The sequence below is a fragment of the Actinosynnema sp. NPDC023587 genome, assembly GCF_040640215.1.
In the GTDB taxonomy this organism is placed as follows: domain Bacteria; phylum Actinomycetota; class Actinomycetes; order Mycobacteriales; family Pseudonocardiaceae; genus Actinosynnema.
Genome location: NZ_JBFABG010000002.1, coordinates 327,636 through 348,052 on the forward strand (window position 1 = coordinate 327,636; position 20,417 = coordinate 348,052).

The following is a 20,417-nucleotide window of genomic DNA, read 5'->3' on the forward strand; positions in this document are numbered from 1 at the left end:
ACATGTGGGAATACGCGCCCGCGCCCGAGTCGCGGGACATCGCCAACCTCAAGCCGGCCTACCGGATGTTCGTGGACGGGCAATTCGTGGAGGGCGGCGGCGAGCCGCTCAAGACGATCAACCCGGGCACCGAGGAGGTGCTGGCCGAGGTCTCCACGGCCGCGCCCGCCGACGTGGACAGGGCCGTGCGGGCCGCCCGCCGGGCCTACGACGGGGTCTGGGGCCGGATGCCCGGCTCCGAGCGGGCGAAGTACCTCTTCCGCATCGCGCGGCTGGTGCAGGAGCGCGCGCGGGAGCTCGCCGTGCTGGAGTCGCTGGACAACGGCAAGCCCATCAAGGAATCGCGGGACGTGGACGTGCCCACGGCCGCCGCGCACTTCTTCTACCACGCGGGGTGGGCCGACAAGCTCGGCTACGCGGGCCACGGCCCGGACCCGAGGCCGCTGGGCGTCGCGGGCCAGGTGATCCCGTGGAACTTCCCGCTGCTGATGGCGGCGTGGAAGATCGCGCCGGCGCTGGCGTGCGGCAACACCGTCGTGCTCAAGCCCGCCGAGACCACGCCGCTGACCGCGCTGGTGCTCGCGGAGATCATCCAGCAGGCCGACCTGCCGCCGGGCGTGGTGAACGTCCTGCCGGGCGCGGGTGACGTCGGCGCGGGCCTCGTCGGGCACGCGGACGTGGACAAGGTGGCGTTCACCGGGTCGACCGAGGTCGGCAAGGTCATCCAGCGGCAGTTGGCCGGCACCGGCAAGAAGCTCACCCTGGAGCTGGGCGGCAAGGCGGCGAACATCGTGTTCGACGACGCGCCGCTGGACCAGGCCGTCGAGGGCATCGTCAACGGCATCTTCTTCAACCAGGGGCACGTGTGCTGCGCGGGCTCCCGGTTGCTGGTGCAGGAATCCGTGGCCGAGGAGCTGCTGGAGAAGCTGCGGGTGCGGGTGTCGACGCTGCGCGTGGGCGACCCGCTGGACAAGAACACCGACGTCGGCGCGATCAACTCGCGCGAGCAACTCACCAAGATCCAGGAGTTGACCGCGTCCGGCGAGGCCGAGGGCGCGCAGCGGTGGACGTCGTCGTGCCCGTTGCCGGACAAGGGTTTCTACTTCGCGCCGACGGTGTTCTCCAACGTGTCGCAGGCGATGCGGATCGCCCGTGAGGAGATCTTCGGGCCGGTGCTGTCGGTGCTCACGTTCCGCACCCCGGACGAGGCCGTGGCCAAGGCGAACAACACGCCGTACGGGCTGTCGGCGGGCATCTGGACCGAGAAGGGCTCCCGAATCCTGTGGGCGGCGCAGAAGATGCGCGCCGGCGTGGTGTGGGCCAACACGTTCAACCGCTTCGACCCGACCGCCCCGTTCGGCGGCTACCAGGAGTCGGGCTTCGGTCGCGAGGGCGGCCGGACCGGGCTGGAGGCGTACCTCGATGTCTGAGAACCGGATCGCCGTGGCGAAGACGTACAAGCTCTACATCGGCGGGGCGTTCCCCCGGTCCGAGTCGGGCCGGTCGTACCCGGTGAACGACGCCGGGGGCGCGTTCCTGGCGAACGCGGCGCAGGGCTCGCGCAAGGACGCCCGGGACGCCGTCGCGGCGGCGCGCAAGGCGTTCGGCGGGTGGTCCGGCGCGACGGCCTACAACCGGGGGCAGGTGCTCTACCGGGTGGCCGAGGTGCTGGAGGGCCGGCGCGAGCAGTTCGTCGCGGAGGTCGCGGCGGCGGAAGGGGCCTCGGCCGAGGAGGCGCGGTCCCTGGTCGACGCGGCGATCGACCGGTGGGTCTGGTACGCCGGGTGGACCGACAAGATCGCCACCGTGCTCGGGAGCTCGAACCCCGTGGCGGGGCCGTACTTCTCGTTCTCCGTGCCGGAGCCGACCGGGGTGGTCGCGGTGCTCGCGCCGCAGCGGTCCTCGTTGCTGGGGTTGATCAGCGCGGTCGCGCCGGTGATCGCGGGCGGCAACACGGCGGTCGTGGTGACCTCGCAGGACCGGCCGCTGCCGGCGGTGACGCTGGCCGAGGTGCTGGCGACGTCGGACGTGCCGGGCGGGGTGGTCAACGTGATCACCGGCCGCACGGCCGAGATCGCGCCCTGGCTGGCGTCGCACGCCGACGTGAACGCGCTGGACCTGACCGGTGCGCCGGAATCGTTGCGCGCGGACCTGGAGCGGTCGGCGGCGGGGACGGTCAAACGGGTGCTGCGGGCCCGTCCGTCCGAGGACTTCACGCGGGAGCCCGACCTGGCCCGGCTGCGGTCGTTCCTGGAGTCCAAGACCGTCTGGCACCCAATAGGAATCTGAACACAGCAGGAATCTGAGCACAGCAGGAATCCGAGCACAGCGGGGTCTGGGCACGGGAGGTCGAGCCCGGGGGTCAGGCGAGGTCGGGTGAACGGAGGCAGCGCGCCGCCTGGGCGGCCCCTGCCTCCAACGCCCTGGGCACGTCCGCGCCCGCGAGGTGCGCCACCAGGAAGCCGGCGAAGAACGCGTCGCCCGCGCCGTTCGCGTCCACGATCCGGTCGACCGGCGCGGCCGGCACCTGGTGCGGCACGCCCGCGACGACGGCCACCGCACCCCGCGCACCCCTGGTCGCCACCACCGGGCGGCCGTGCGCTCCGAGGAACGCCATCAGGTCCGGCTCGGGCATCCCGTCGTCGTTGAGGAACAGGAAGTCGGCGGCGTCCACGAAGTCCTGGTGGTAGGCCGATCTCCCGTCGTAGTCGTGCACGTCGCACCACACCGGGACACCCGCCTCGCGCGCGGCGGCCAGGAACGGCCGGGCGGAGTCCGCGAGGTCGATCACCGCCGCGTCGGCGTCCGCCAGCGCGGTCAGCGCGCGCTCGTCGTGCACCGGTTCGGCCAGGTGCGGCAGCTCCAGATAGATCGAGACCCGACCGCCGTCCGGCGACATCAGGTTGAGGTGCTGCTCGCTCGGACCGGGCACCACCTCGGCGATCAGGTCCACCCCGGCACCGCTCAACGACCCGACGACCGACCGCCCGGCCTCGTCGTCACCGACCACCGTGCGCAGGGTGACCCGCGCGCCCAGCGCGGCCAGGTTGAGCGCCTTGCCGGCCGACGTGCCGCCCAGCGCGGTCCGGTGGCCGGACGCGAACGCGGTGTGCGGCCGGGGCTCCGGCAGGTGGTCCAAGGCGACCAGGCGGTTCCAGGACGCGGGACCGGCGACGAACACGTCGGGCATGGGCGCATTGTGCTACGCGCGGCCGATCACCGCGTCCGGCAGAGCTCGCCGCGCTCCCCGCGCGTGAGGACGTCCGGTGCCCGGGTCGTCCGGCGACTCGGGCCCGGTGGCGTCGAGCACCGTCGCGGGCGCGTGGTCCGCTCAGTCGGTCCGCCACCCCAGGTGGCCGTCGGCCGTGACGAGTGGTTCGCAGTGCCCGATCCGGCTCCGGTGCTCCAGCGCGGTGGCCACCTGGTCGAGCATCTCGTCGAGGCTCGTCCACTCGGGCTTGAGCATCTCGCCGCGCTCCCGGTCCCACTCGACCACGCACCCGGACAGCACGCCCGGCCGCAGGTCCACGGCGAGCGCGTCGCCGCACCCGTCGAACGCGATGGGCAGCCACCTCGGGTGGAACCCGGTCGTCGGGGTGCCGGCCTCGGTGTCCAGGTCGCGCGGCCAGAACCGCTCCTTGAGCCGCCACGAGCGCAGCGCGTTGCCCGGTCCCAGCGGCGTGTAGAAGGGCGGCAGGACCTCGGCGAAAGCCAGGTCCGCGGTGCCGCCGCAGACGGCCCACCACGCGCGCAGGTCTTCGGGCGGCGTCAGGCCGCTCGCGACCGACAGTGCCTCGACCGCCGCGACGTCCTCGCTGGGGATGAACGCCGAACCGGTCAAGGGGGCGTGGTGGTCGAGCCACGCCAGGATCCGCTCCCAATGGCGCATAACACCCACGTACCCATGATCAGGTCTGAACGTGGCGCGGGGTACCGCCCATCAGGGGAGGATCTGCCCGAAAGGCCACCCCTGCCCCCGTTCGATGGTGCAGGATCGCGGCCGGAGGGCGTACCCGAGGGGAGATGCGGTGGAACGGGGTTTCGGCGTCGACCTGGCGGCGCTGTCGACGTACAGCGGCGCGGCGTCCGGATTGGCGGACGAGGTCGGCGAGGTCGGCACGTCGACGCTGTCCGGCACCACGTCGCTCGCGGCGGGGAGTTTCGGCGTGATCGGTGACGAGGTCGGTCTGGGCGCGGCGTTCCAGCAGGCCGCGCAGACCCAAGTGGACGGTGTCGCCGCCGCGTCGGACGGGCTGTCGGCGTTCGCCGGCGCGGTGTCGGAGACCGGCGCGGCCTACACCGAGCAGGAGGCGCGGAACAGCGCCGACCTCGACCGGGCCTACGGGGTCTGAGGTGGACGTCGCGGGATTCCTGGCCGGCCTGGTCCGACCGATGAAGGACGACCTGGCCAAGCTGGAGGGCGACCCGGGCGGGGCGACCCGCGCGGCCGACGCCTTCGGGCGGGCCTCCTCGGCGTTGACCGAGATCGACGGGCGGCACACCGGCGCGGCGAACGCCGTGCTCGGCACCTGGTACGGCGACCGCGCGAACGCGTTCCAGCAACGCGTCGCGGCGTTCTCCGGCGGCGTGGGCGCGTTGGCGCGCAACGCGACCGCCACCCAGACGGCCGCCACCACCGCGGTGACCGCCGTCGACGGCGGCAGGAAGGCCATCCAGGGGCTCATCGACGAGTTCACCGGGTGGGCCCAGCCCCGGCTCGCCGCCGCCGTCGCGGCGTCGCTGTTCGGCGGGATCGGCGCGGTGCTCGCGGTGGCCGCCGACGTGACCGCGAAGGCCCGGGAGTACGAGGGCAGGTCCGGGCGGGAACTGGACGGGGTGCGCGCCGAGCTCACCGCCGTGGCGGCCTCGTTGAGGGGGCTGGAGAAGCCCGACTTCGCCGGGCTGGGCGATCCGCTGGGCGCGGACTCCGGCGGCACCACGTCGACTTCGAGCGCCGGTGACGACGGCAAGCGCGACCCGTCCTCGTCCGGCGGGCCCTCCGGTGGCTCCGGCGGCTCGTCCGGCAGCGGCGGCGGCAGTGACGGCGGCGGCGGCTCGGGTGGCGGTTCCGGTGGCGGTGGCGGCGGTGGCGGCGCGACCGGGCCCCGGCTGCCGGTCGCGATCCCGCCGCAGCCCGGCACCGGCGTGGGCGTGAACCTGCCGGACGGCAGTTCCGCCGAAGCGCCCAACGAGACCGCCGCGCGGGCCGTGCGCAACGCGCTGTCCGCGCTGGGCACCCCGTACGTCTGGGGCGGCGCGAACCCGCCGCAGGGCACGGACTGCTCCGGCCTGACCCAGTGGGCGTACCAGGGTGCCGGGTTCGACGTCCCGCGCCCCGCGTCGTCGCAGGCGATGGGCGCGTCCGTGCCGGCGGACCAGTTGCTGCCGGGTGACCTGGTGGTGTGGGACGGGCACGTGGCGATGGTCATCGGCAACGGCCAGATGGTGGAGGCGGGGGACCCGGTGCAGGTCAACCCGGTCCGCACCGGCAACATCGGCATGGGTTTCCTGGGTTTCTACCGACCGACGGGCTGAGGACGTGGACGAGACGGCACGCGCGGCCCGGCGGGTCGCGGAAGTGGGCGAGCGGGTGTCCGGGCACCTCGCGCGCACCGGACCGGTGTTCGGGCGCGCGTCCTCGGCGGACGGCGCGGTGACCGTGGTGACCGCGCCCGGCGCGCCGCCCGGTGAGGTCCGGATCTCGCCCGCCGCGCTGAACATGGGCGCGGACGCGCTGGGCGCGGAGATCGTGCGCGTCGCCGAGCGGGCCGCGCGGGACGCCGCCGCCCGGTTGCACCGGTCGCTGGCGCGGGTGGTGGACCCCGCGACGGCGCGGGCGCTGACCGAGATCGGCTTCCCGGCGGACGACGCGGGCACCACCCCGGAAGACGACTTCGGGAGTACGTACCCGAGGGGACCGCGATGAGCGTGCGGGAGGAGCGGATCGCCGCCGCCGACCGGCTGACCGGCCTGCTGGCCCGGATCACCGGCACGGCCGAGCACCCGTCCGGGCTGGTGACCGTGACGGCGTCCGCCACGGGCGCGCTGCGCGCCGTGCGGCTGCACCCGGCGGCGCTCGGGCAGGGCCCGGACGCGGTGGGCCGGCTGGTCGTCGAGACCGCCCGGCTGGCCACCGACGCGGCCCTCCGGACGAGCTACAACGAACTGGCGAAGACGCTGGGTGACAGCGTGGCGATGGCCGTCGAGGACTTCGCGGGCCCGCCGCCGCCGCACCGGCGGACCGAGCCGCCGGACGGGCCCCGGCCCGCGTCGGGTTCCGGACAGCCGTCCGGTACCGGACCGGGTGAACCCACCGCCCCGCCGTGGGGCGCGGCACGCCCACGAGGGCCTCAGCCTGCACGTCCCCGCCCCGCGGCACACGTCGAGGACGACGAGGACGACTTCTTCGCCGACCCATTCCGTGGTCAACGGCGGTAGGACTAGATCCACCCCGTACTCTTGCCCCCGCATGGCAACGGGCTTGGCGTGACCGGGAGGCACGGATGGCACAGGACATCGTCCCGATCGAGCTGGGGCTCACCCAGGGTGATGTCGTCACCCTGTGGGCCCCGCGCTGGCGGGAAGAGGGCGAGGAGTGGGAGGCATTCCTCGGCCACGAGGAAGACCTGTACGCCTTCCCGGACGCGGCCCACCTGGCGGCGTTCGTGCGCAAGGCGGAGGAGCACGACCTGACCGACCACCCGGCGTGGCACGTGGTGCCGGGCCTGTCGGTGGGTGAGCTGTCGCCGGACGACAACCACCAGTTCGACCTGGTGGGCGTGCCGGAACTGGTCGCCGAGGAGCCGGACACCTGGGTGATCGGCGAGCTGGCCGACGTGGTGTCGATCGTGCGGTCGCTGGCCGAGGTGTGCGAGCTGGACAAGGTGCACGAGGTGCTGGACTCGGCGGACGGCTTCGCGCTGCTGCCGCAGGGCACCCTGCCGTTCACCGGCCGCGAGGGCCAGGCGCTGTGGACCGAGCTGGCGCGGGTCGTCGCCGAGAAGTGGGACGAGGTGCTGGACGCCATCGACGAGGTGGTGACCGCGCCCGAGGTGGACGCCGACGCGCTCAAGGTCGCGCAGGAGGAGCTGGCCGCCTTCGAGGAGGCCAACGCGGTCGCCGCCGAGGAGCACGCGGACCCCGACGACGAGGGCGGCACCGAGCCGGTCACCTTCTGGAGCGAGGTCGGCATCGACCCGATCAAGATCATCACCGGCGCGGGCGAGTACTACACGCTGCGCTGCTACCTGGACGACCAGCCGCTGTTCCTGGGCCGCAAGGGCCGGATCGACGTGTTCGGCTCGCCGCGCGCGCTGTCCCGGTTCATCGTCGAGGCCGAGGGCAACGACCTGGCCGACGTGTCGACGTGGGGCGAGCTGGTGGTCAAGGCGACCGGCGGCGACCTGGACGTCGAGGTCGACCCGGACAACGTCTACGTGTTCACCGGTCTGGACGAGGACATCTCGGACGGCCCGGACGCGGTCGACCCGACGCAGCTCGACCTGGCGGTGGAACTGCTGGAGGACACCGGCGAGTGGGCCGGCGACGACGCGGTGAAGGTCGCCCTCAACCAGTCCGAGTCGCTGGGCTGGCTGGTGTCCTACGTGCTGAAGCCGGACCCGTCGCGGCTCGCGCCGAGCGCGCCGTACGAGGCCGAGGTCACCGCGTGGCGCGGGCTGGTCGCGGCGTTCGAGGACCGGCTGAACGTCCACTAGCGCCCACGGCGGAGGGGGCCGGTTCCGCGGAACCGGCCCCCTCTTCCACGCCCGGGACTACTTCGCGAGTGCGGCGTAACCGGGTTCGAGCACGTCCTGGATCAGCGCGCGGCGCTCGTCCAGCGGCAGGAACGCGGCCTTGGCGGCGTTGACCGCGAAGCCGCGCAGGTCGTCCCAGCCGAAGCCGAACTGGGTCACCACGGACTCCAGCTCGCCGGTCACCGTGCAGTCGCTCATCAGCCGGTTGTCGGTGTTGATCGTGATCCGGAAACCCAGGTCCGCCAGCCGCTTGACGGGGTGCTCCGCGAGCGAGGGCACCGCACCGGTCTGCACGTTCGAGGTCGGGCACATCTCCAGCGCGATCCGGCGGTCGCGGACGTAGGCGGCGAGGTGGCCGACCTCGCCGTCCTCGATGTCCTCGACCAGCCGCACGCCGTGGCCCAGCCGCTCCGCACCGCAGTACTGCACGGCCTGGTGGATCGACTCGGGGCCGTCCGCCTCGCCGGCGTGGATGGTGAAGTGCGCGTTCTGCCGCCGCAGGTACTCGAACGCGGACAGCTCGCGGGTCGCCGGGAAGCCCAGCTCGGGACCCGCGATGTCGAACCCGACCACGCCCGCGTCCCGGTACCGCACGACCAGGTCGGCGATCCGCTGCCAGCCGTCGTTCTGGCGCATGGCGCACAGCAGCGTGCCGACCCTGATCCGGTTGCCGGACGCGGCCTCGCCCTGGCGGAAGCCCTCCTGCACGGCCTCCACGGCCTGTTCCAGGCTCAAGCCCTGGTCCGTGAACAGCTCGGGCGCGTAGCGGATCTCCGCGTACACCACGCCGTCCGCCGCGAGGTCCTGCACGGCCTCGGCGGCGACCCGGACCAGCGCCGCCTCGTCCTGCATGACCCCGCAGGTGTGCGCGAAGCCCTCCAGGTACCGGACCAGGGAACCCGAGTTGGCGTTGTCGCGGAACCAGTCGCCCAGCGCGACCGGGTCGGTGGTGGGCAGACCCTGGTAACCGCAGGCCGCGGCGAGTTCGATCACCGTCTGGGGCCGGAGTCCACCGTCGAGGTGGTCGTGCAGCAGCACCTTGGGCGCGCTGCGGATGGCCTCCGTGGTAAGCGGGGTAGGCATGCGTCTCACCGTATACCGGTGGCGCGGCGGCATCCCCGCGCAACCGGATGATCTTGGCGCGATATGATCAGCGCGGAGTCATCCGGTGTGTCGAGAACCACCTCCTCGGATGGACCTTTCTCCGTTGTGCACTCGTGATGCAGAACTTTCCGCTACTGCCCGCCGAACTTGAGTCACCCACCCGGCGGATGGTCACTGCGGGCCGTCAGGAGCGCTCAGCCGATTACCTCCCGGTAAGGCCGATTGACGTAACCCGTATGGAGCAACCGCAAGCGCGAGACAGGCGATGCGCGCCGGGGGCTCGTACAGCCTCGACCCCCGACGCGGTTAGGCTCCCGAAGGTCTCCCCTCCCCTGGACGAAGGCATTCAACGCCGTGAACGAGAACAACAACTCCACGATGTCCTTCGATCGGATGCGCAACATGCTGACGCGCGCCGCGGAGATCCGTGAGAGCGAACAGCAGCAGATCTTCGATGCACTGGACGAGATCCACGCGCGGATGTCCCCGCTGGAGTCGCTGGGTTCCGTTCGCAAGCGCCTGTCCGAGCTGCCCGACCGGACCGAGGTCGGCGTGCTGGCCGAGCGGCTGGACGAGGCGCTGGCGCGCCTGGAGGCGCAGGACAACGCGGTCCAGGGCATCACCCGCGCCGTGGACGGCCTGGTCGACAAGCTGGCCAAGCCGTTCGCCCAGCTCGACGGCAGGCTGGAGGGCGTCGCCGGCCGGTTCGAGGGCGTCGCGGGCCGGATGGACGGGCTGGAGGACAAGCTCTCCCACATCCACAAGCGACTCGACGACCTGGACGTCCACCTCGACAAGCAGGACACCAAGGTCGACACCGTGCCGGGGGCGGTGACCGGTCCGCTGCGCGAGCGCATCGAGGCGCTGGAAGCCGCGCTGCGCGGTCGCCTGGACGAGGTGGACGAGGGCGTGCACGAGCACCTCGACGGCACCCGCGAGGCGTTGCAGCGCTCGGTGACCGACTCGTCGACCGCGCTGCACGGCCGCCTCGACGAGACCCGCGACAACCTGAACGCCACCCGCGACTCGCTGGCCGGCACCCTCGCCGACACCCGCGACAAGCTGACCGCGTCCGTGGTGGAGACCCGCGACAACCTGGCCGCGTCCGTGGCCGAGACCCGCGACAGCCTGACCGGCTCGCTGAACGAGACCCGCGAGTCGCTGGCGGCCTCGCTGGACGACACCCGCAGCACCGTGCACGGCAAGCTGGACGAGGCCCGCGAGGCGCTGCACGCCGCGCTGGACGAGACCCGCGACCAGGTCGACGCGACCGACCGCCTGGAGGCGCTGGCCCAGCGGCTGGAGGGCGTCACCTCGCGCCTGGACACGATGACCACCCGCCTGGACTCGGTGGAGGACGACTTCGCGGCCCGCCTCGGCGAGCTGTCCGGCGTCGTGGAGCAGGGCATCGCGAAGGTCGAGGGCACGCTGTCGACCCGTCCCGACTCGGACTCGCTGGCGTCCATGGTGCGCAAGAGCAACCAGGAGTCGGAGCTCCGCATCGGCGGCCAGTTGGACGAGGCCATGGCGACCTTCGCCGAGCTGATCCTCGGCGGCGGTTCCCCCACTCCTCCCCCGCCGCCCACCGCGCTGCCCCGCCCGCAGCGGCGCACCCGCAAGAACGGCCCGAAGACCTCGGACAACCGCGACGACGACGACCTCGCCGCCGAGGGTGCCTGATCTTCTCCGCGCACAGCCCGGTTCCCGCGAGGAGCCGGGCTGTTCCGCGCTCCGGGTGCGGTGCACGCTCGGATCGACGCCTAGAACGGCAGCCGGCGCGGGTGCGGGTACGGGTCGGCGGTGGACCACCGGCCGGTGTCCACGCGGGCGAACAGCCGCGTGAATGCCGTGATCTCCTCGGACGCGGTGACCCGGCAGTGCCCGGCCCCGTCGACGGCGTGCTGCCTCAGGTTCTCCTGGCGCGACACCCGGCCCGCGCAGGCCGCGCGCACCAGCGCCCTCCCGCCCGACCGGTCGAGCAGGTCGCGGTAGTCGACGCCGGTGTTCCAGTGCGGGACACCGAGTCTCCGCACGCCCGGTTGTACGCCCCGGAGTGATGCGGCGGTCACCTGGTCACCCGATACCGGACAACACCGGACGCCGACCTGACGACATCAGCCCCGCACGACGTCGATCACCAGCGGCGGCCGGATCGGCGCGGTGTCGCCGAGCGCGTACCCGCCCTCCAGCGCCGCCAGCGCACCGGCGACGGCGTCCGGCGTGTCCGTGTGCAGCTCAAGCAACGGCTGCCCCGCGACCACCCGGTCACCGGGCTTGGCCAGGCACAACACCCCGGCACCGGCCTGCACCGGGTCCTCCTTGCGCGCCCGCCCGGCACCCAGCCGCCACGCCGCGACGCCGACCGCGTACGCGTCGAGGGTGATCAGCACCCCGTCGTCGGGGGCCGTCACGACGTGCTTGTGCTTCCCGACCGGCAACGCGGCCTCCGGGTCGCCGCCCTGCGCCCGGATCATCCGCGCCCACGTCTCGTACGCCTCGCCGGACGCGAGGACCGCCCCCGGGTCGGCGGAGATCCCGGCGCGGTCCAGCATCTCCGCGGCCAGCGCGACGGTCAGCTCCACCACGTCGGCGGGCCCGCCACCGCGCAGCACGTCGACCGACTCGGCCACCTCGACCGCGTTCCCGACCGCGCGGCCCAGCGGCACCGACATGTCCGTGAGCAGCGCGGAGACCTTCAGCCCGTGGTCCACGCCGATCGACACCAGCGCCTGGGCCAGCGCCCGCGCCTGCGCCTCGGTCTTCATGAACGCGCCGGAGCCGACCTTCACGTCCAGCACGAGCGCCTCGGCACCCTCGGCGATCTTCTTGGACATGATCGAGCTCGCGATCAGCGGGATGGCCTCGACCGTCCCGGTCACGTCCCGCAGCGCGTACAGCTTCCGGTCCGCCGGGGCCAGCCCGGTGGTGGCCGCGCAGATCACCGCGCCGACGTCCCGCAACTGGGCGGTGACCTCGTCCACCGAGAGCTGCGCGCGCCAGCCGGGGACGGACTCCAGCTTGTCCAGCGTGCCGCCGGTGTGGCCGAGGCCGCGCCCGGAGAGCTGCGGCACGGCCGCCCCGCACGCCGCCACCAGCGGGGCCAGCGGCAGGGTGATCTTGTCGCCGACGCCGCCGGTGGAGTGCTTGTCCACGGTGGGCCGGCCGACGTCGAGCGTCAGCGTCTCGCCGGAGCGCACCATCGCGCGCGTCCAGCGGGCCGTCTCGCGGGCGTCCATGCCGTTGAGGTAGATCGCCATGGCGAGCGCCGACATCTGCTCCTCGGCGACCCGCCCCCTGGTGTAGGCGTCGACCACCCAGTCGATCTGGGCGTCGGTCAGGGCGGTGCGGTCCCGCTTGGCCCTGATCACGTCCACCGCGGTGTAGGTCATGGCAGGTCCTCCGGTCCGAACGCGGCGGGCAGCACCCGGCTCATGGGGAGCACGCCGAGCGGCGTGTCGACCAGGCAGTCGGGACCGCCCAGCTCGTAGAGCACCTGTCGGCACCGCCCGCACGGCATGAGGAGCTCACCGGTGCCGCTGCGGCACGCGACGGCGACGAACTTCCCGCCGCCGGTCAGCCGGAGCTGGCCGGCCATGGTGCACTCGGCGCACATGCCCACGCCGTACGAGGCGTTCTCCACGTTGCAGCCGAGGACGACCCGACCGTCGTCGCACACCGCCGCCGAGCCGACCTGGAGCCCGGAGTACGGGCAGTAGGCCGACTGGGCGGCTTCGACGGCACGGGCGCGCAGGTCCTCCCAGTCGACGTCAACCACGGCGGTACACCACCCCGTCGGCCGCGGGCATGCGCAATCGTTGCGACGCGACGGCGAGCACGATCAGGGTGACCAGGTGCGGCGCGTACGTGGTGAGCTCGCCGGGCACCTCGTCGACGCTGTAGTACACCGCGTACAGCGCGACCGCCGCGACGATCCCGCCCGCCGCCGCGAACCAGCGCCGCCGGACGAGCTGCCAGACCACCAGCACGCCCAGCAGCAGCACCGCGCCGTAGATCAGGGCGAGGAACGTCTTGCCGCCGCTGCGCAGTTGCAGGCCGTCCGCGTAGCCGAACAGCGCCGCGCCGCCGAGCAGGCCGCCCGGCCGCCAGTTGCCGAAGATCATCGCGGCCAGGCCGATGAAGCCGCGACCGTTGGTCTGGCCCTCCAGGTAGCCGGGCTGGCCGGGGTTGAGCACCAGGGCCGCGCCGCCGATGCCGGCCAGCGCGCCGGAGGCGATGACCGCGACGTACTTGTGCCGGTAGACGTTGACGCCCAGCGACTCCGCGGCCACCGGGTTCTCGCCGCAGGACCGCAGGCGCAGGCCGAACCGGGTCCGCCAGAGCACCAGGTAGCTGCCGACCACCAGCGCGATGGCCAGCACCGTCAACGGCGAGACGCCGGTGACCAGGCCGCGCAGGATGCCCGCCACGTCGGACAGGCCGACCCGCTGCTGCGCTTCGAGGTCGGCCAGCCAGTCGGAGAGGCCGGGCGTGGAGTACGTGTCGAACTTCGGCACGGCCGGCGACTCGCGCGGGTTGTCCGACAGCGGGAAGAAGATCAGCGTGGACAGGTACTTGGTGATGCCCGCGCCGAGCAGGTTGATCGCCACACCGGAGACGATGTGGTTGACGCCGAAGGACACCGTGGCGATCGCGTGCAGCAGGCCGCCCAGCGCGCCGAACACGGCGGCGGCTACCAGCGCGGCCCACGGGCCCCACTGGTAGCCCGCCCAGGCGGCACCCCACGTGCCCATGATCATCATGCCTTCGAGGCCGATGTTCACCACGCCCGCGCGCTCCGCCCACAGGCCGCCGAGGCCCGCGAGGAGGATCGGCAGGGCGAGCCGCACGGCGGTCTGGATCGTGCCGGTGGAGGTCAACTGCGGCACGTCGGTCAGGTACGACGTGGTGGACAGCAGCACGACCGCGCCGGCCACCCCGATCACGCCGACGAGCCACCCGGGCACCTTCCGCGCCCTGCGCGGCGGCGGAACGGTGGAAGGAGCTTCCGACGGGTTCAGCAACGAAGTGCTCATGATGCCGCCTCGCTCACGCTCTCCGGGTCGGGAGCACAGGTCACCGCGTTCAGTGGTCCGCTCGCGAACTCGCTCACGCCGACACCGTCCCCAACTGCTTGCCGACCCGACGCTGCTCGGCGGCCAGCTCGAAGCGCCGGACCACCTCGTAGGCGACGACGACCGACAGCACGATCGAACCCTGCATGATCGTCACGATCTCCCGGGACACGCCGATGTTGTCCAGGGCCAGCCCCGACTTGTCCAGGAACGCCCACAGCAGCGCGCCGAACGCGATGCCGCCGGGGTGGTTGCGGCCGAGCAGCGCGATCGCGATGCCGGAGAACCCGAGGCCCGCCGGGAAGTTCAGGTTGTAGGTGTGGTCGCGGCCGAGGATCTCCGGCATCGACACCAGACCGGCGATGCCGCCGGACAGCAGCATCGCGATCAGCACCATCTTCTTCGCGCTGACGCCACCCGCGGCGGCGGCCGTCGCGGACTCGCCGGACGCCTTGAGCTCGAACCCGAACCGGGTGCGGTTCATCATCACCCAGTAGCCGACGCCCAGCAGCACCGCCAGGAACACCAGGCCGAAGATCGTGCCGGCCGAGCCGAGCGGGATGCCCGGCACCCAGCCGCTCTCCGGGATCTCCGGGGTGCGGATGTTGTTGCCCCGCAGCTCGCCGAAGACGTCCTCGCCGATCAGGTACGCGGCCAGGCCGAGCGCCAGGCCGTTCATCATGATCGTCGAGATGACCTCGTTCACGCCCCGGGTCACCTTGAGGATCGCCGGGACCGCCGCCCACAGCGCGCCGGCCAGCGCGGCCACCACGATGATCACCAGGGCGTGCAGGCCGGGCGGCAGCGCGATCGAGCCGCCGACCACGGCCGCGACCACCGCCGCGACCCGGTACTGGCCCTCGACACCGATGTTGAACAGGTTCATCTGGAACCCGATGGCCACCGCGAGCGCCGCGATGTAGAACGTGCCGGTGCTGTTGACGATGTCGACGGCGGTCGTGCCCTCGCCGACCTGCGACACCATCGCGCCGAACGCCTCGGCCGGGTTCGCGCCGGAGATCACCAGCGCGATGCCGCACAGCAGTGCGGAGAACAGGATCGCCAGTGCGGGCGGCAGCAGCTTGCCGCGCAGGATTCCCATTACTCGCCTTCCAGTTCCGCGACGGCGGCGCTCGTCGCGCCCGCGCCCGTCATCGCGCTGCCCAGGTCCTCCGGGGTGACCGAGCCCGGGTCCGCGTCGGCGACCAGCCGGCCGCGCAGCATCACCTTGATCGTGTCCGACAGGCCGATCAGCTCGTCCAGGTCGGCGGAGACGAGCAGCACGGCCAGGCCGCGCGCCCGCGCGTTCTTGATCTCGTCCCAGATCAGCGCCTGCGCGCCGACGTCCACGCCGCGGGTCGGGTGCGACGCGATGAGCAGCACCGGGTCGCCCGACAGCTCCCGGCCCACCACCAGCTTCTGCTGGTTGCCGCCGGACAGCGCGGCGGCGGGCACGTCGATGCCGGGCGTGCGGACGTCGAACTCCTCGACGATCCGCCGGGTGTCCTCCTTCGCGCCGGCCAGGTCCAGCCACGCGCCGCGGGACACCGGTTCCCGGGTCTGGTAGCCGAGGATTCGGTTGGCCCACAGGGGTTGCGTGAGCAGCAGGCCCTGGCGGTGGCGGTCCTCGGGCACGTAGCCGATGCCGGCCTCGCGCCGCGCCAGCGTGCCGAGCCTGGTCAGGTCACGGCCGCCGAGCCGCACGTGACCGTGGTGGGCCTTGCGCATCCCCATGATCGTCTCGACCAGCTCGGTCTGCCCGTTGCCCTCGACGCCCGCGATGCCGACGATCTCGCCGGACCGCACGACCAGGTCGATGCCGTCGAGCACCGGCCGGGTGCCCTCCTCGGCGACCAGGCCGAGGCCCTCCACCCGGAGCACCACCTCGTCGGTGACGGTGGACTCGCGGGTCTCCGGGCTGGGCAGCTCGCTGCCCACCATCATCTCCGCGAGCTGGCGCGAGCTCACCGCGCGGGGGTCGGCGGTGCCGACCGTGGTGCCGCGCCGGATCACCGTGACCGAGTCGGCGATCGCGCGCACCTCGTCCAGCTTGTGCGAGATGAACAGGAAGGTGAAGCCCCGCTCCCGCATCCCGCGCAGGGTGGCGAACAGCTCGTCGACCTCCTGCGGCACCAGCACGGCCGTCGGCTCGTCCAGGATGATCACCCGGGCACCCCGGTAGAGCACCTTGAGGATCTCCACCCGCTGGCGGTCGGCGACGCCGAGGCGCTCGACCAGCACGGCGGGGTCGACGGTGAGGCCGGTGGACTCGGCCAGGCCCAGGATGACCTTGCGGGCCTTGCCGCCGATGCCGTGCAGCGCCTCCGCGCCGAGCACGACGTTCTCCTGCACGGTGAGGTTGTCGGCGAGCATGAAGTGCTGGTGCACCATGCCGATGCCCGCCTTGATGGCGTCCGCCGGGGACTTGAACCGGACCTGCTCGCCGGCGACCTCGATGGTGCCCTCGTCGGGGTGCTGCATCCCGTACAGGATCTTCATCAGGGTGGACTTGCCCGCGCCGTTCTCGCCGCACAGCGCGTGCACTTCACCGGCGCGCACGGTGAGGTGCACGTCGCTGTTGGCGACGACACCGGGGAAGCGCTTCGTGATGCCGGACAGGACGACGGCGGGCGCGACGTCGGCGGCGGGGGTGCTGGTGCTCATGGGGACTCCGTCCGGGGAACCGGGGTCACAAACCGCGCAAAGGCCTCGCGAGGAGCTCGCGAGGCCCAGTGCGGAACCGGCCGGATCAGCCGGTCGGCTTGTCCGAGACCTTGATCTTGCCCTCGATGATCTGCGCCTTGTAGCCGTCGAGCACGGCCTTCAGGTCGTCGTCGATCTTGCCGCCGGACGTGGCGTAGCCGACGCCGTCCACCTTCAGGTCGAACACCTTGGGCAGGTTGGCCAGGTCGTCCTTGGCGACCGCCCGGACGAAGTCGTACACCGCGACGTCGACGCGCTTGAGCATCGACGAGACGATCACGTCCTTGGACTCCGCGACCGTGGTCTGGTTGTACTGGTCGGAGTCGACGCCGATCGCCTTCACGTTCGCCGCCTTCGCGGCGGTGAACACGCCCTTGCCGGACGCGCCGGCGGCGTGGTAGAGCACGTCCGAGCCGGCCTCGATCTGGCCCTTGGCGGCTTCCTGGCCCTTGGACGGCTCCTGGAACCCGGTGAAGTCACCGGCCGGGGTCAGGTACTTCTTCTCGATCTGGATGTCCGGCGCGGCGGCCTTGGCACCCTGCTCGAAACCCGCCTCGAACTTCTGGATCAGCGGGATCTTCACGCCGCCGACGAAGCCGACGTGGCAGGACTTGGACTGGTAGGCGGCGATCACGCCGGCCAGGAAGGAGCCTTCCTCCTCCGCGAACACCAGCGGCGTCACGTTGGCCGCACCCTCGACCGCGCCGTCCACGATCGCGAACCTGGTGGCCGGGAACTGCGGCGCGACGACCTTCAGCGACTCGGCGTACGCGAAGCCGACCCCGATGATCGGGTTGTAGCCCTCGGTCGCGAGCTGGCGCATGCGGGTCTGCTTGGCGTCCTCGGCCTCGTTGGGAGCGGCCGTGAGCTCCTTGATCTCGGCGATGCCGAGGTCGGCCTTCGCCTTGTCGAGCCCGGCGGCGGCGGAGTCGTTGAACGACGCGTCGCCACGGCCGCCGATGTCGTAGGCCAGACCGACCTTGAGGGCGCTGCCGTCCACCTTCTCACCGGCGGCGGAGCTGGTGGTGTTCCCGGCGGCGACCGGCGGCTTGTCCGCCAGCTTGCACCCGCCGGAGGCGCTGCCGGTGTTGCCGGAGCTGGTCCCACCGTTGTCCTTGGCACAGGCGGCCATCGACAGAACGCTGGTCAGCGCGATCGCGGCCACCGCGATGCCACGCATTCGACGACGCAAGGCTCGTCTCCCTCCCTGCTCGATGAGCAGACAACTCCCTGACCGCGTTGCCAGGGTTCCGAGTGGCGAACCGTACCCCGTGGTAACGACGGCCGCGCACGTACCGGTCCGCACGTGACCTAATCGTTGGTGCTCCCGACGCGGGCCGCCACTCAGTTGCCTGTTTGCCGCGATTTCGTCGTGGCGGCCCGGCCGCCGGGTAGTCGATCCATCACGGTCCGCTTCCGATCGAAGGGCGTGATCGACCGGAAGCGGACCGTGACAGACCGACGCGGTCTCGCGTGGTGGTGGCTGAGGTCGGACCCGGCTATCGGGCTGTTCTGTCCCCCGTTGGTGGGGCGTTGGGGCGGCGTTGGCGACGTTCGGTGAACTCCAGGCTGCACCGGTATCCCCCGCAGGAGGCAGCCTTGGACCCCCGGCAGTGGCTGGACGACTACGAGTCGCGCCTGGCCGACCTCAAGCAGAAGTCGGACGCGCTCCAGGACGACCTGGCCGCCGCCAACGGCACGGCCACCAGCCCGGACGGCGCGGTCAAGGTCACCGTGGGTCCCGGCGGCGGGTTGCTGGACCTCGAACTCGGCCACCGCGCGTGCGACCTCGGCCCCTCCCGGCTCACCGCGCTCATCCTGACCACCGCCCGCGCCGCGCAGAAGGCGGCCTCGGCCAAGGTCGTGGAGGCGTTCGCGCCGATGGGCACCGACACCGAGGCGATGCGGATCGTCCTGGACTCGATCGCGCACGACGAGGAACCGGACGTCGTGGACGACTACGAACCGGAACCCGAGCCCGCGCCGCAGCGCCCGCCCGCGCACCCGCAGCCGGTGGCCCAGCCGCGCCCGCCCGCCGCCCGTCCGCCGCGCCGCGACGACGAAGACGACGACGACAACCAGCCCTGGTGACCGAGGAAGGCCCTGTCATGACCGCCCCCGAAACGCCGATCGCGGCACCTCCCGGCATGGAGATCACCGAAGAGAACAAGTTCAAGGGGTCGTTGTTCGTCGAGGCGTTCGACGGTCTGATCGACTCCATCGGCAAGGACGCCGAGTCGGAGACCGAGCGCGTCCTCGACATCACGTTCAACGCGATCGGCGCGGCGTCGTCGGTGGCGATGTTCGCGATGGACCCGTTCGGCAGCATCCTCGGCGCGGGCATCGGCTGGCTGATCGAGCACATCTCGTTCATCCGCGAGGGTTTCGACCAACTCATGGGCGACCCGGACGACATCAACGCCAACGTCGAGGCCACCAAGAAGCAGGCCGTCGAGATGCGCGTGCTGGCCCAGGACCACAGGCAGGGCCTCGCCACGTTCGACGGCTGGACCGGGCAGGCGTCCGAGCGGTTCCAGGCCAGCATGGAGGCGATGGGCCAGGAACTCGACAACATGGCCGGCGCGATCGAGACGAAGGCCAAGATCGTCGCGGTCTGCGGGATGCTCGTGCAGGTCCTGCGCGACATCGTGCGCGACCTGATCGCCCAGTTCCTCGGCGGGCTGCTGGCCGGCGCGCTGGCCGCCGCCGCGCTCGCGATCCCGACGTTCGGCGCGTCCATCGCGGCCTTCATCGGCTTCGCGGTCGGCAAGGGCATCGCGCTGGCCACCAACGTCGCCGCCCGCATCGCCCGCCTGATCGCCGCGCTGACCCGGAACACGAAGCGGATCGACGACCTCGACGGCGTGGTGAAGAAGATCGGCAAGGGCTGGGACCGGTTTGAGAACATCGCCGACGTCGGCGAGATCGGCTGGGAGGGCTACAAGGCCCAGGACGACGTCGACAAGAAGATCGACAAGGGCCTGAAGGACGACGACGCCCGGGACAAGGTCGACAAGGACTCCGAGGCGGCCAACAAGAAGTACGAGGACGCCAAGAAGGACGAGCAGAAGGAAGCGGACGAGCTCAAGACCGCCAACGAGGAGCTCAAGGAGAAGTCCGACCGGGCGTCCGAGGCGAACAAGCGGGCCAGTGCCGCAGCCGACGAGGTGAACAGGGCCGCCGCGTCCGGCGACCAGGCGGCGTTCGACCAGGCCAAGGCCAAGTACGACGCGGCCAAGGCGGACGCCGACGCGGCCCGCGCGGACGCGGCCGAGGCGGCGAAGAACTCGGCCGGGGAAGCCCGCGACCTGGCCGACGCGTCGAAGAGGTCGAACGAGGCGCTGGACGCCACCAAGCCGACCGACGAGGCGGCCAAGAAGGCGTACGAGGAGTACAAGCAGAACAACCCCGGTGGCCAGGTCGACCCGGCGCGGACCGCCGCCGAGAACGACCTGAGCACCAAGAACGACGCGGCCAAGCAGGCCAACGCCAAGTACGAGCAGGCCAACGTCGACTTCACCGAGGCCAACGCCAAGGCCGCGGAGGCCAACGCCAAGGCGTTCGCGTCCGGCAGCGAGGCCGACATCGCCGCCGCCGAGCGTGCGTCCAAGGCGGCGGAGGACGCGGGCAGGCGCGCCGAGGCCGCCGCCGCCGAGGCGAAAGCCTCGGGCGAGGCCGCCGGCACGTCGTACAAGGACTACAAGGCCAAGTACGACAACAAGTCCGGTGGCCAGACGCCCTCCCCCGACGCGCCCACCACCCAGGTCTAGTCGTCCCGCCCAGT

20 protein-coding genes are annotated in these 20,417 nt (G+C 72.2%); 10 read left to right on the forward strand and 10 right to left on the reverse strand.

Going from position 1 to position 20,417, the window contains the following annotated elements:
• Nucleotides 1-2: 2 nt before the first annotated feature.
• Nucleotides 3-1,430 (forward strand): aldehyde dehydrogenase family protein, encoded by a 1,428-nt coding sequence (locus tag AB0G01_RS06620; protein ID WP_360940436.1) that lies wholly within the window; start codon nt 3-5, stop codon nt 1,428-1,430.
• On the forward strand, nt 1,423-2,289 hold the full coding sequence (locus AB0G01_RS06625; protein WP_360940438.1) for an aldehyde dehydrogenase family protein: 867 nt from the start codon (nt 1,423-1,425) through the stop codon (nt 2,287-2,289). Before AB0G01_RS06620 ends, AB0G01_RS06625 begins: the two co-directional genes overlap by 8 nt.
• 73 nt (nt 2,290-2,362) lie before the next feature.
• On the opposite strand, the gene AB0G01_RS06630 is transcribed toward AB0G01_RS06625, so the two are convergent.
• Both AB0G01_RS06630 and AB0G01_RS06635 read right to left on the reverse strand, forming a co-directional pair.
• Complete coding sequence (locus AB0G01_RS06630) at nt 2,363-3,190, reverse strand: PfkB family carbohydrate kinase (RefSeq protein WP_360940440.1); 828 nt, start codon at nt 3,188-3,190, stop codon at nt 2,363-2,365.
• Between the two features lie 141 nt (nt 3,191-3,331).
• Nucleotides 3,332-3,889 (reverse strand): SMI1/KNR4 family protein, encoded by a 558-nt coding sequence (locus tag AB0G01_RS06635; RefSeq protein WP_360941250.1) that lies wholly within the window; start codon nt 3,887-3,889, stop codon nt 3,332-3,334.
• 139 nt (nt 3,890-4,028) lie between these two features.
• Here AB0G01_RS06635 and AB0G01_RS06640 point away from each other — a divergent pair, with 139 nt between their 5' ends.
• The 5 genes from AB0G01_RS06640 (at nt 4,029) to AB0G01_RS06660 (ending at nt 7,715) form a co-directional block, all read left to right on the forward strand.
• Nucleotides 4,029-4,352, forward strand: a complete 324-nt coding sequence (locus AB0G01_RS06640; protein WP_360940442.1) for a hypothetical protein — start codon at nt 4,029-4,031, stop codon at nt 4,350-4,352.
• Between the two features lies 1 nt (nt 4,353).
• Nucleotides 4,354-5,535 carry a C40 family peptidase gene (locus AB0G01_RS06645; RefSeq protein WP_360940444.1) on the forward strand — a complete coding sequence of 394 codons (1,182 nt, stop codon included), beginning with the start codon at nt 4,354-4,356 and terminating at the stop codon, nt 5,533-5,535.
• 4 nt (nt 5,536-5,539) lie between these two features.
• The gene (locus AB0G01_RS06650; protein ID WP_360940446.1) at nt 5,540-5,926 is read left to right on the forward strand and encodes a hypothetical protein; all 387 of its coding nucleotides are present in this window, start codon (nt 5,540-5,542) and stop codon (nt 5,924-5,926) included.
• Nucleotides 5,923-6,438, forward strand: a complete 516-nt coding sequence (locus AB0G01_RS06655) for a YbaB/EbfC family nucleoid-associated protein (protein ID WP_360940448.1) — start codon at nt 5,923-5,925, stop codon at nt 6,436-6,438. Before AB0G01_RS06650 ends, AB0G01_RS06655 begins: the two co-directional genes overlap by 4 nt.
• Before the next feature lie 65 nt (nt 6,439-6,503).
• A complete protein-coding gene (locus AB0G01_RS06660) occupies nt 6,504-7,715 on the forward strand; it encodes a primosomal protein (RefSeq protein WP_360940450.1) in 1,212 nt (403 codons plus the stop codon).
• Nucleotides 7,716-7,772: 57 nt separating this feature from the next.
• Here the strand turns inward: AB0G01_RS06660 and AB0G01_RS06665 are convergent, their stop codons facing one another.
• Nucleotides 7,773-8,837, reverse strand: a complete 1,065-nt coding sequence (locus AB0G01_RS06665; RefSeq protein WP_360940452.1) for an adenosine deaminase — start codon at nt 8,835-8,837, stop codon at nt 7,773-7,775.
• 375 nt (nt 8,838-9,212) lie between these two features.
• Between AB0G01_RS06665 and AB0G01_RS06670 the strand changes: the two genes are divergently transcribed.
• Complete coding sequence (locus tag AB0G01_RS06670; protein WP_360940454.1) at nt 9,213-10,538, forward strand: hypothetical protein; 1,326 nt, start codon at nt 9,213-9,215, stop codon at nt 10,536-10,538.
• A gap of 80 nt (nt 10,539-10,618) precedes the next feature.
• Here the strand turns inward: AB0G01_RS06670 and AB0G01_RS06675 are convergent, their stop codons facing one another.
• The 7 genes from AB0G01_RS06675 to AB0G01_RS06705 all read right to left on the reverse strand — a co-directional run bounded on the left by AB0G01_RS06675 (nt 10,619) and on the right by AB0G01_RS06705 (nt 17,813).
• Nucleotides 10,619-10,927 carry a hypothetical protein gene (locus AB0G01_RS06675; protein WP_360940456.1) on the reverse strand — a complete coding sequence of 103 codons (309 nt, stop codon included), beginning with the start codon at nt 10,925-10,927 and terminating at the stop codon, nt 10,619-10,621.
• Nucleotides 10,928-10,972: 45 nt separating this feature from the next.
• A complete protein-coding gene (locus AB0G01_RS06680) occupies nt 10,973-12,247 on the reverse strand; it encodes a thymidine phosphorylase (protein ID WP_360940458.1) in 1,275 nt (424 codons plus the stop codon).
• Nucleotides 12,244-12,633: a cytidine deaminase gene (locus tag AB0G01_RS06685; protein WP_360940460.1), complete on the reverse strand. Its 390-nt coding sequence runs from the start codon at nt 12,631-12,633 to the stop codon at nt 12,244-12,246. The genes AB0G01_RS06680 and AB0G01_RS06685 overlap by 4 nt, the downstream gene beginning before the upstream one ends.
• The gene (locus tag AB0G01_RS06690; protein WP_360940462.1) at nt 12,626-13,891 is read right to left on the reverse strand and encodes an ABC transporter permease; all 1,266 of its coding nucleotides are present in this window, start codon (nt 13,889-13,891) and stop codon (nt 12,626-12,628) included. Before AB0G01_RS06690 ends, AB0G01_RS06685 begins: the two co-directional genes overlap by 8 nt.
• 73 nt (nt 13,892-13,964) lie before the next feature.
• Nucleotides 13,965-15,032, reverse strand: a complete 1,068-nt coding sequence (locus AB0G01_RS06695) for an ABC transporter permease (RefSeq protein WP_360940464.1) — start codon at nt 15,030-15,032, stop codon at nt 13,965-13,967.
• Nucleotides 15,032-16,594: an ABC transporter ATP-binding protein gene (locus AB0G01_RS06700; protein ID WP_360940466.1), complete on the reverse strand. Its 1,563-nt coding sequence runs from the start codon at nt 16,592-16,594 to the stop codon at nt 15,032-15,034. Before AB0G01_RS06700 ends, AB0G01_RS06695 begins: the two co-directional genes overlap by 1 nt.
• Before the next feature lie 85 nt (nt 16,595-16,679).
• Nucleotides 16,680-17,813 (reverse strand): BMP family ABC transporter substrate-binding protein, encoded by a 1,134-nt coding sequence (locus AB0G01_RS06705; protein ID WP_360940468.1) that lies wholly within the window; start codon nt 17,811-17,813, stop codon nt 16,680-16,682.
• A 419-nt stretch (nt 17,814-18,232) separates the two neighbouring features.
• Between AB0G01_RS06705 and AB0G01_RS06710 the strand changes: the two genes are divergently transcribed.
• Both AB0G01_RS06710 and AB0G01_RS06715 read left to right on the forward strand, forming a co-directional pair.
• A complete protein-coding gene (locus AB0G01_RS06710) occupies nt 18,233-18,724 on the forward strand; it encodes a YbaB/EbfC family nucleoid-associated protein (protein WP_360940470.1) in 492 nt (163 codons plus the stop codon).
• A 17-nt stretch (nt 18,725-18,741) separates the two neighbouring features.
• Nucleotides 18,742-20,403, forward strand: a complete 1,662-nt coding sequence (locus tag AB0G01_RS06715; RefSeq protein WP_360940472.1) for a hypothetical protein — start codon at nt 18,742-18,744, stop codon at nt 20,401-20,403.
• Nucleotides 20,404-20,417 lie beyond the last annotated feature (14 nt).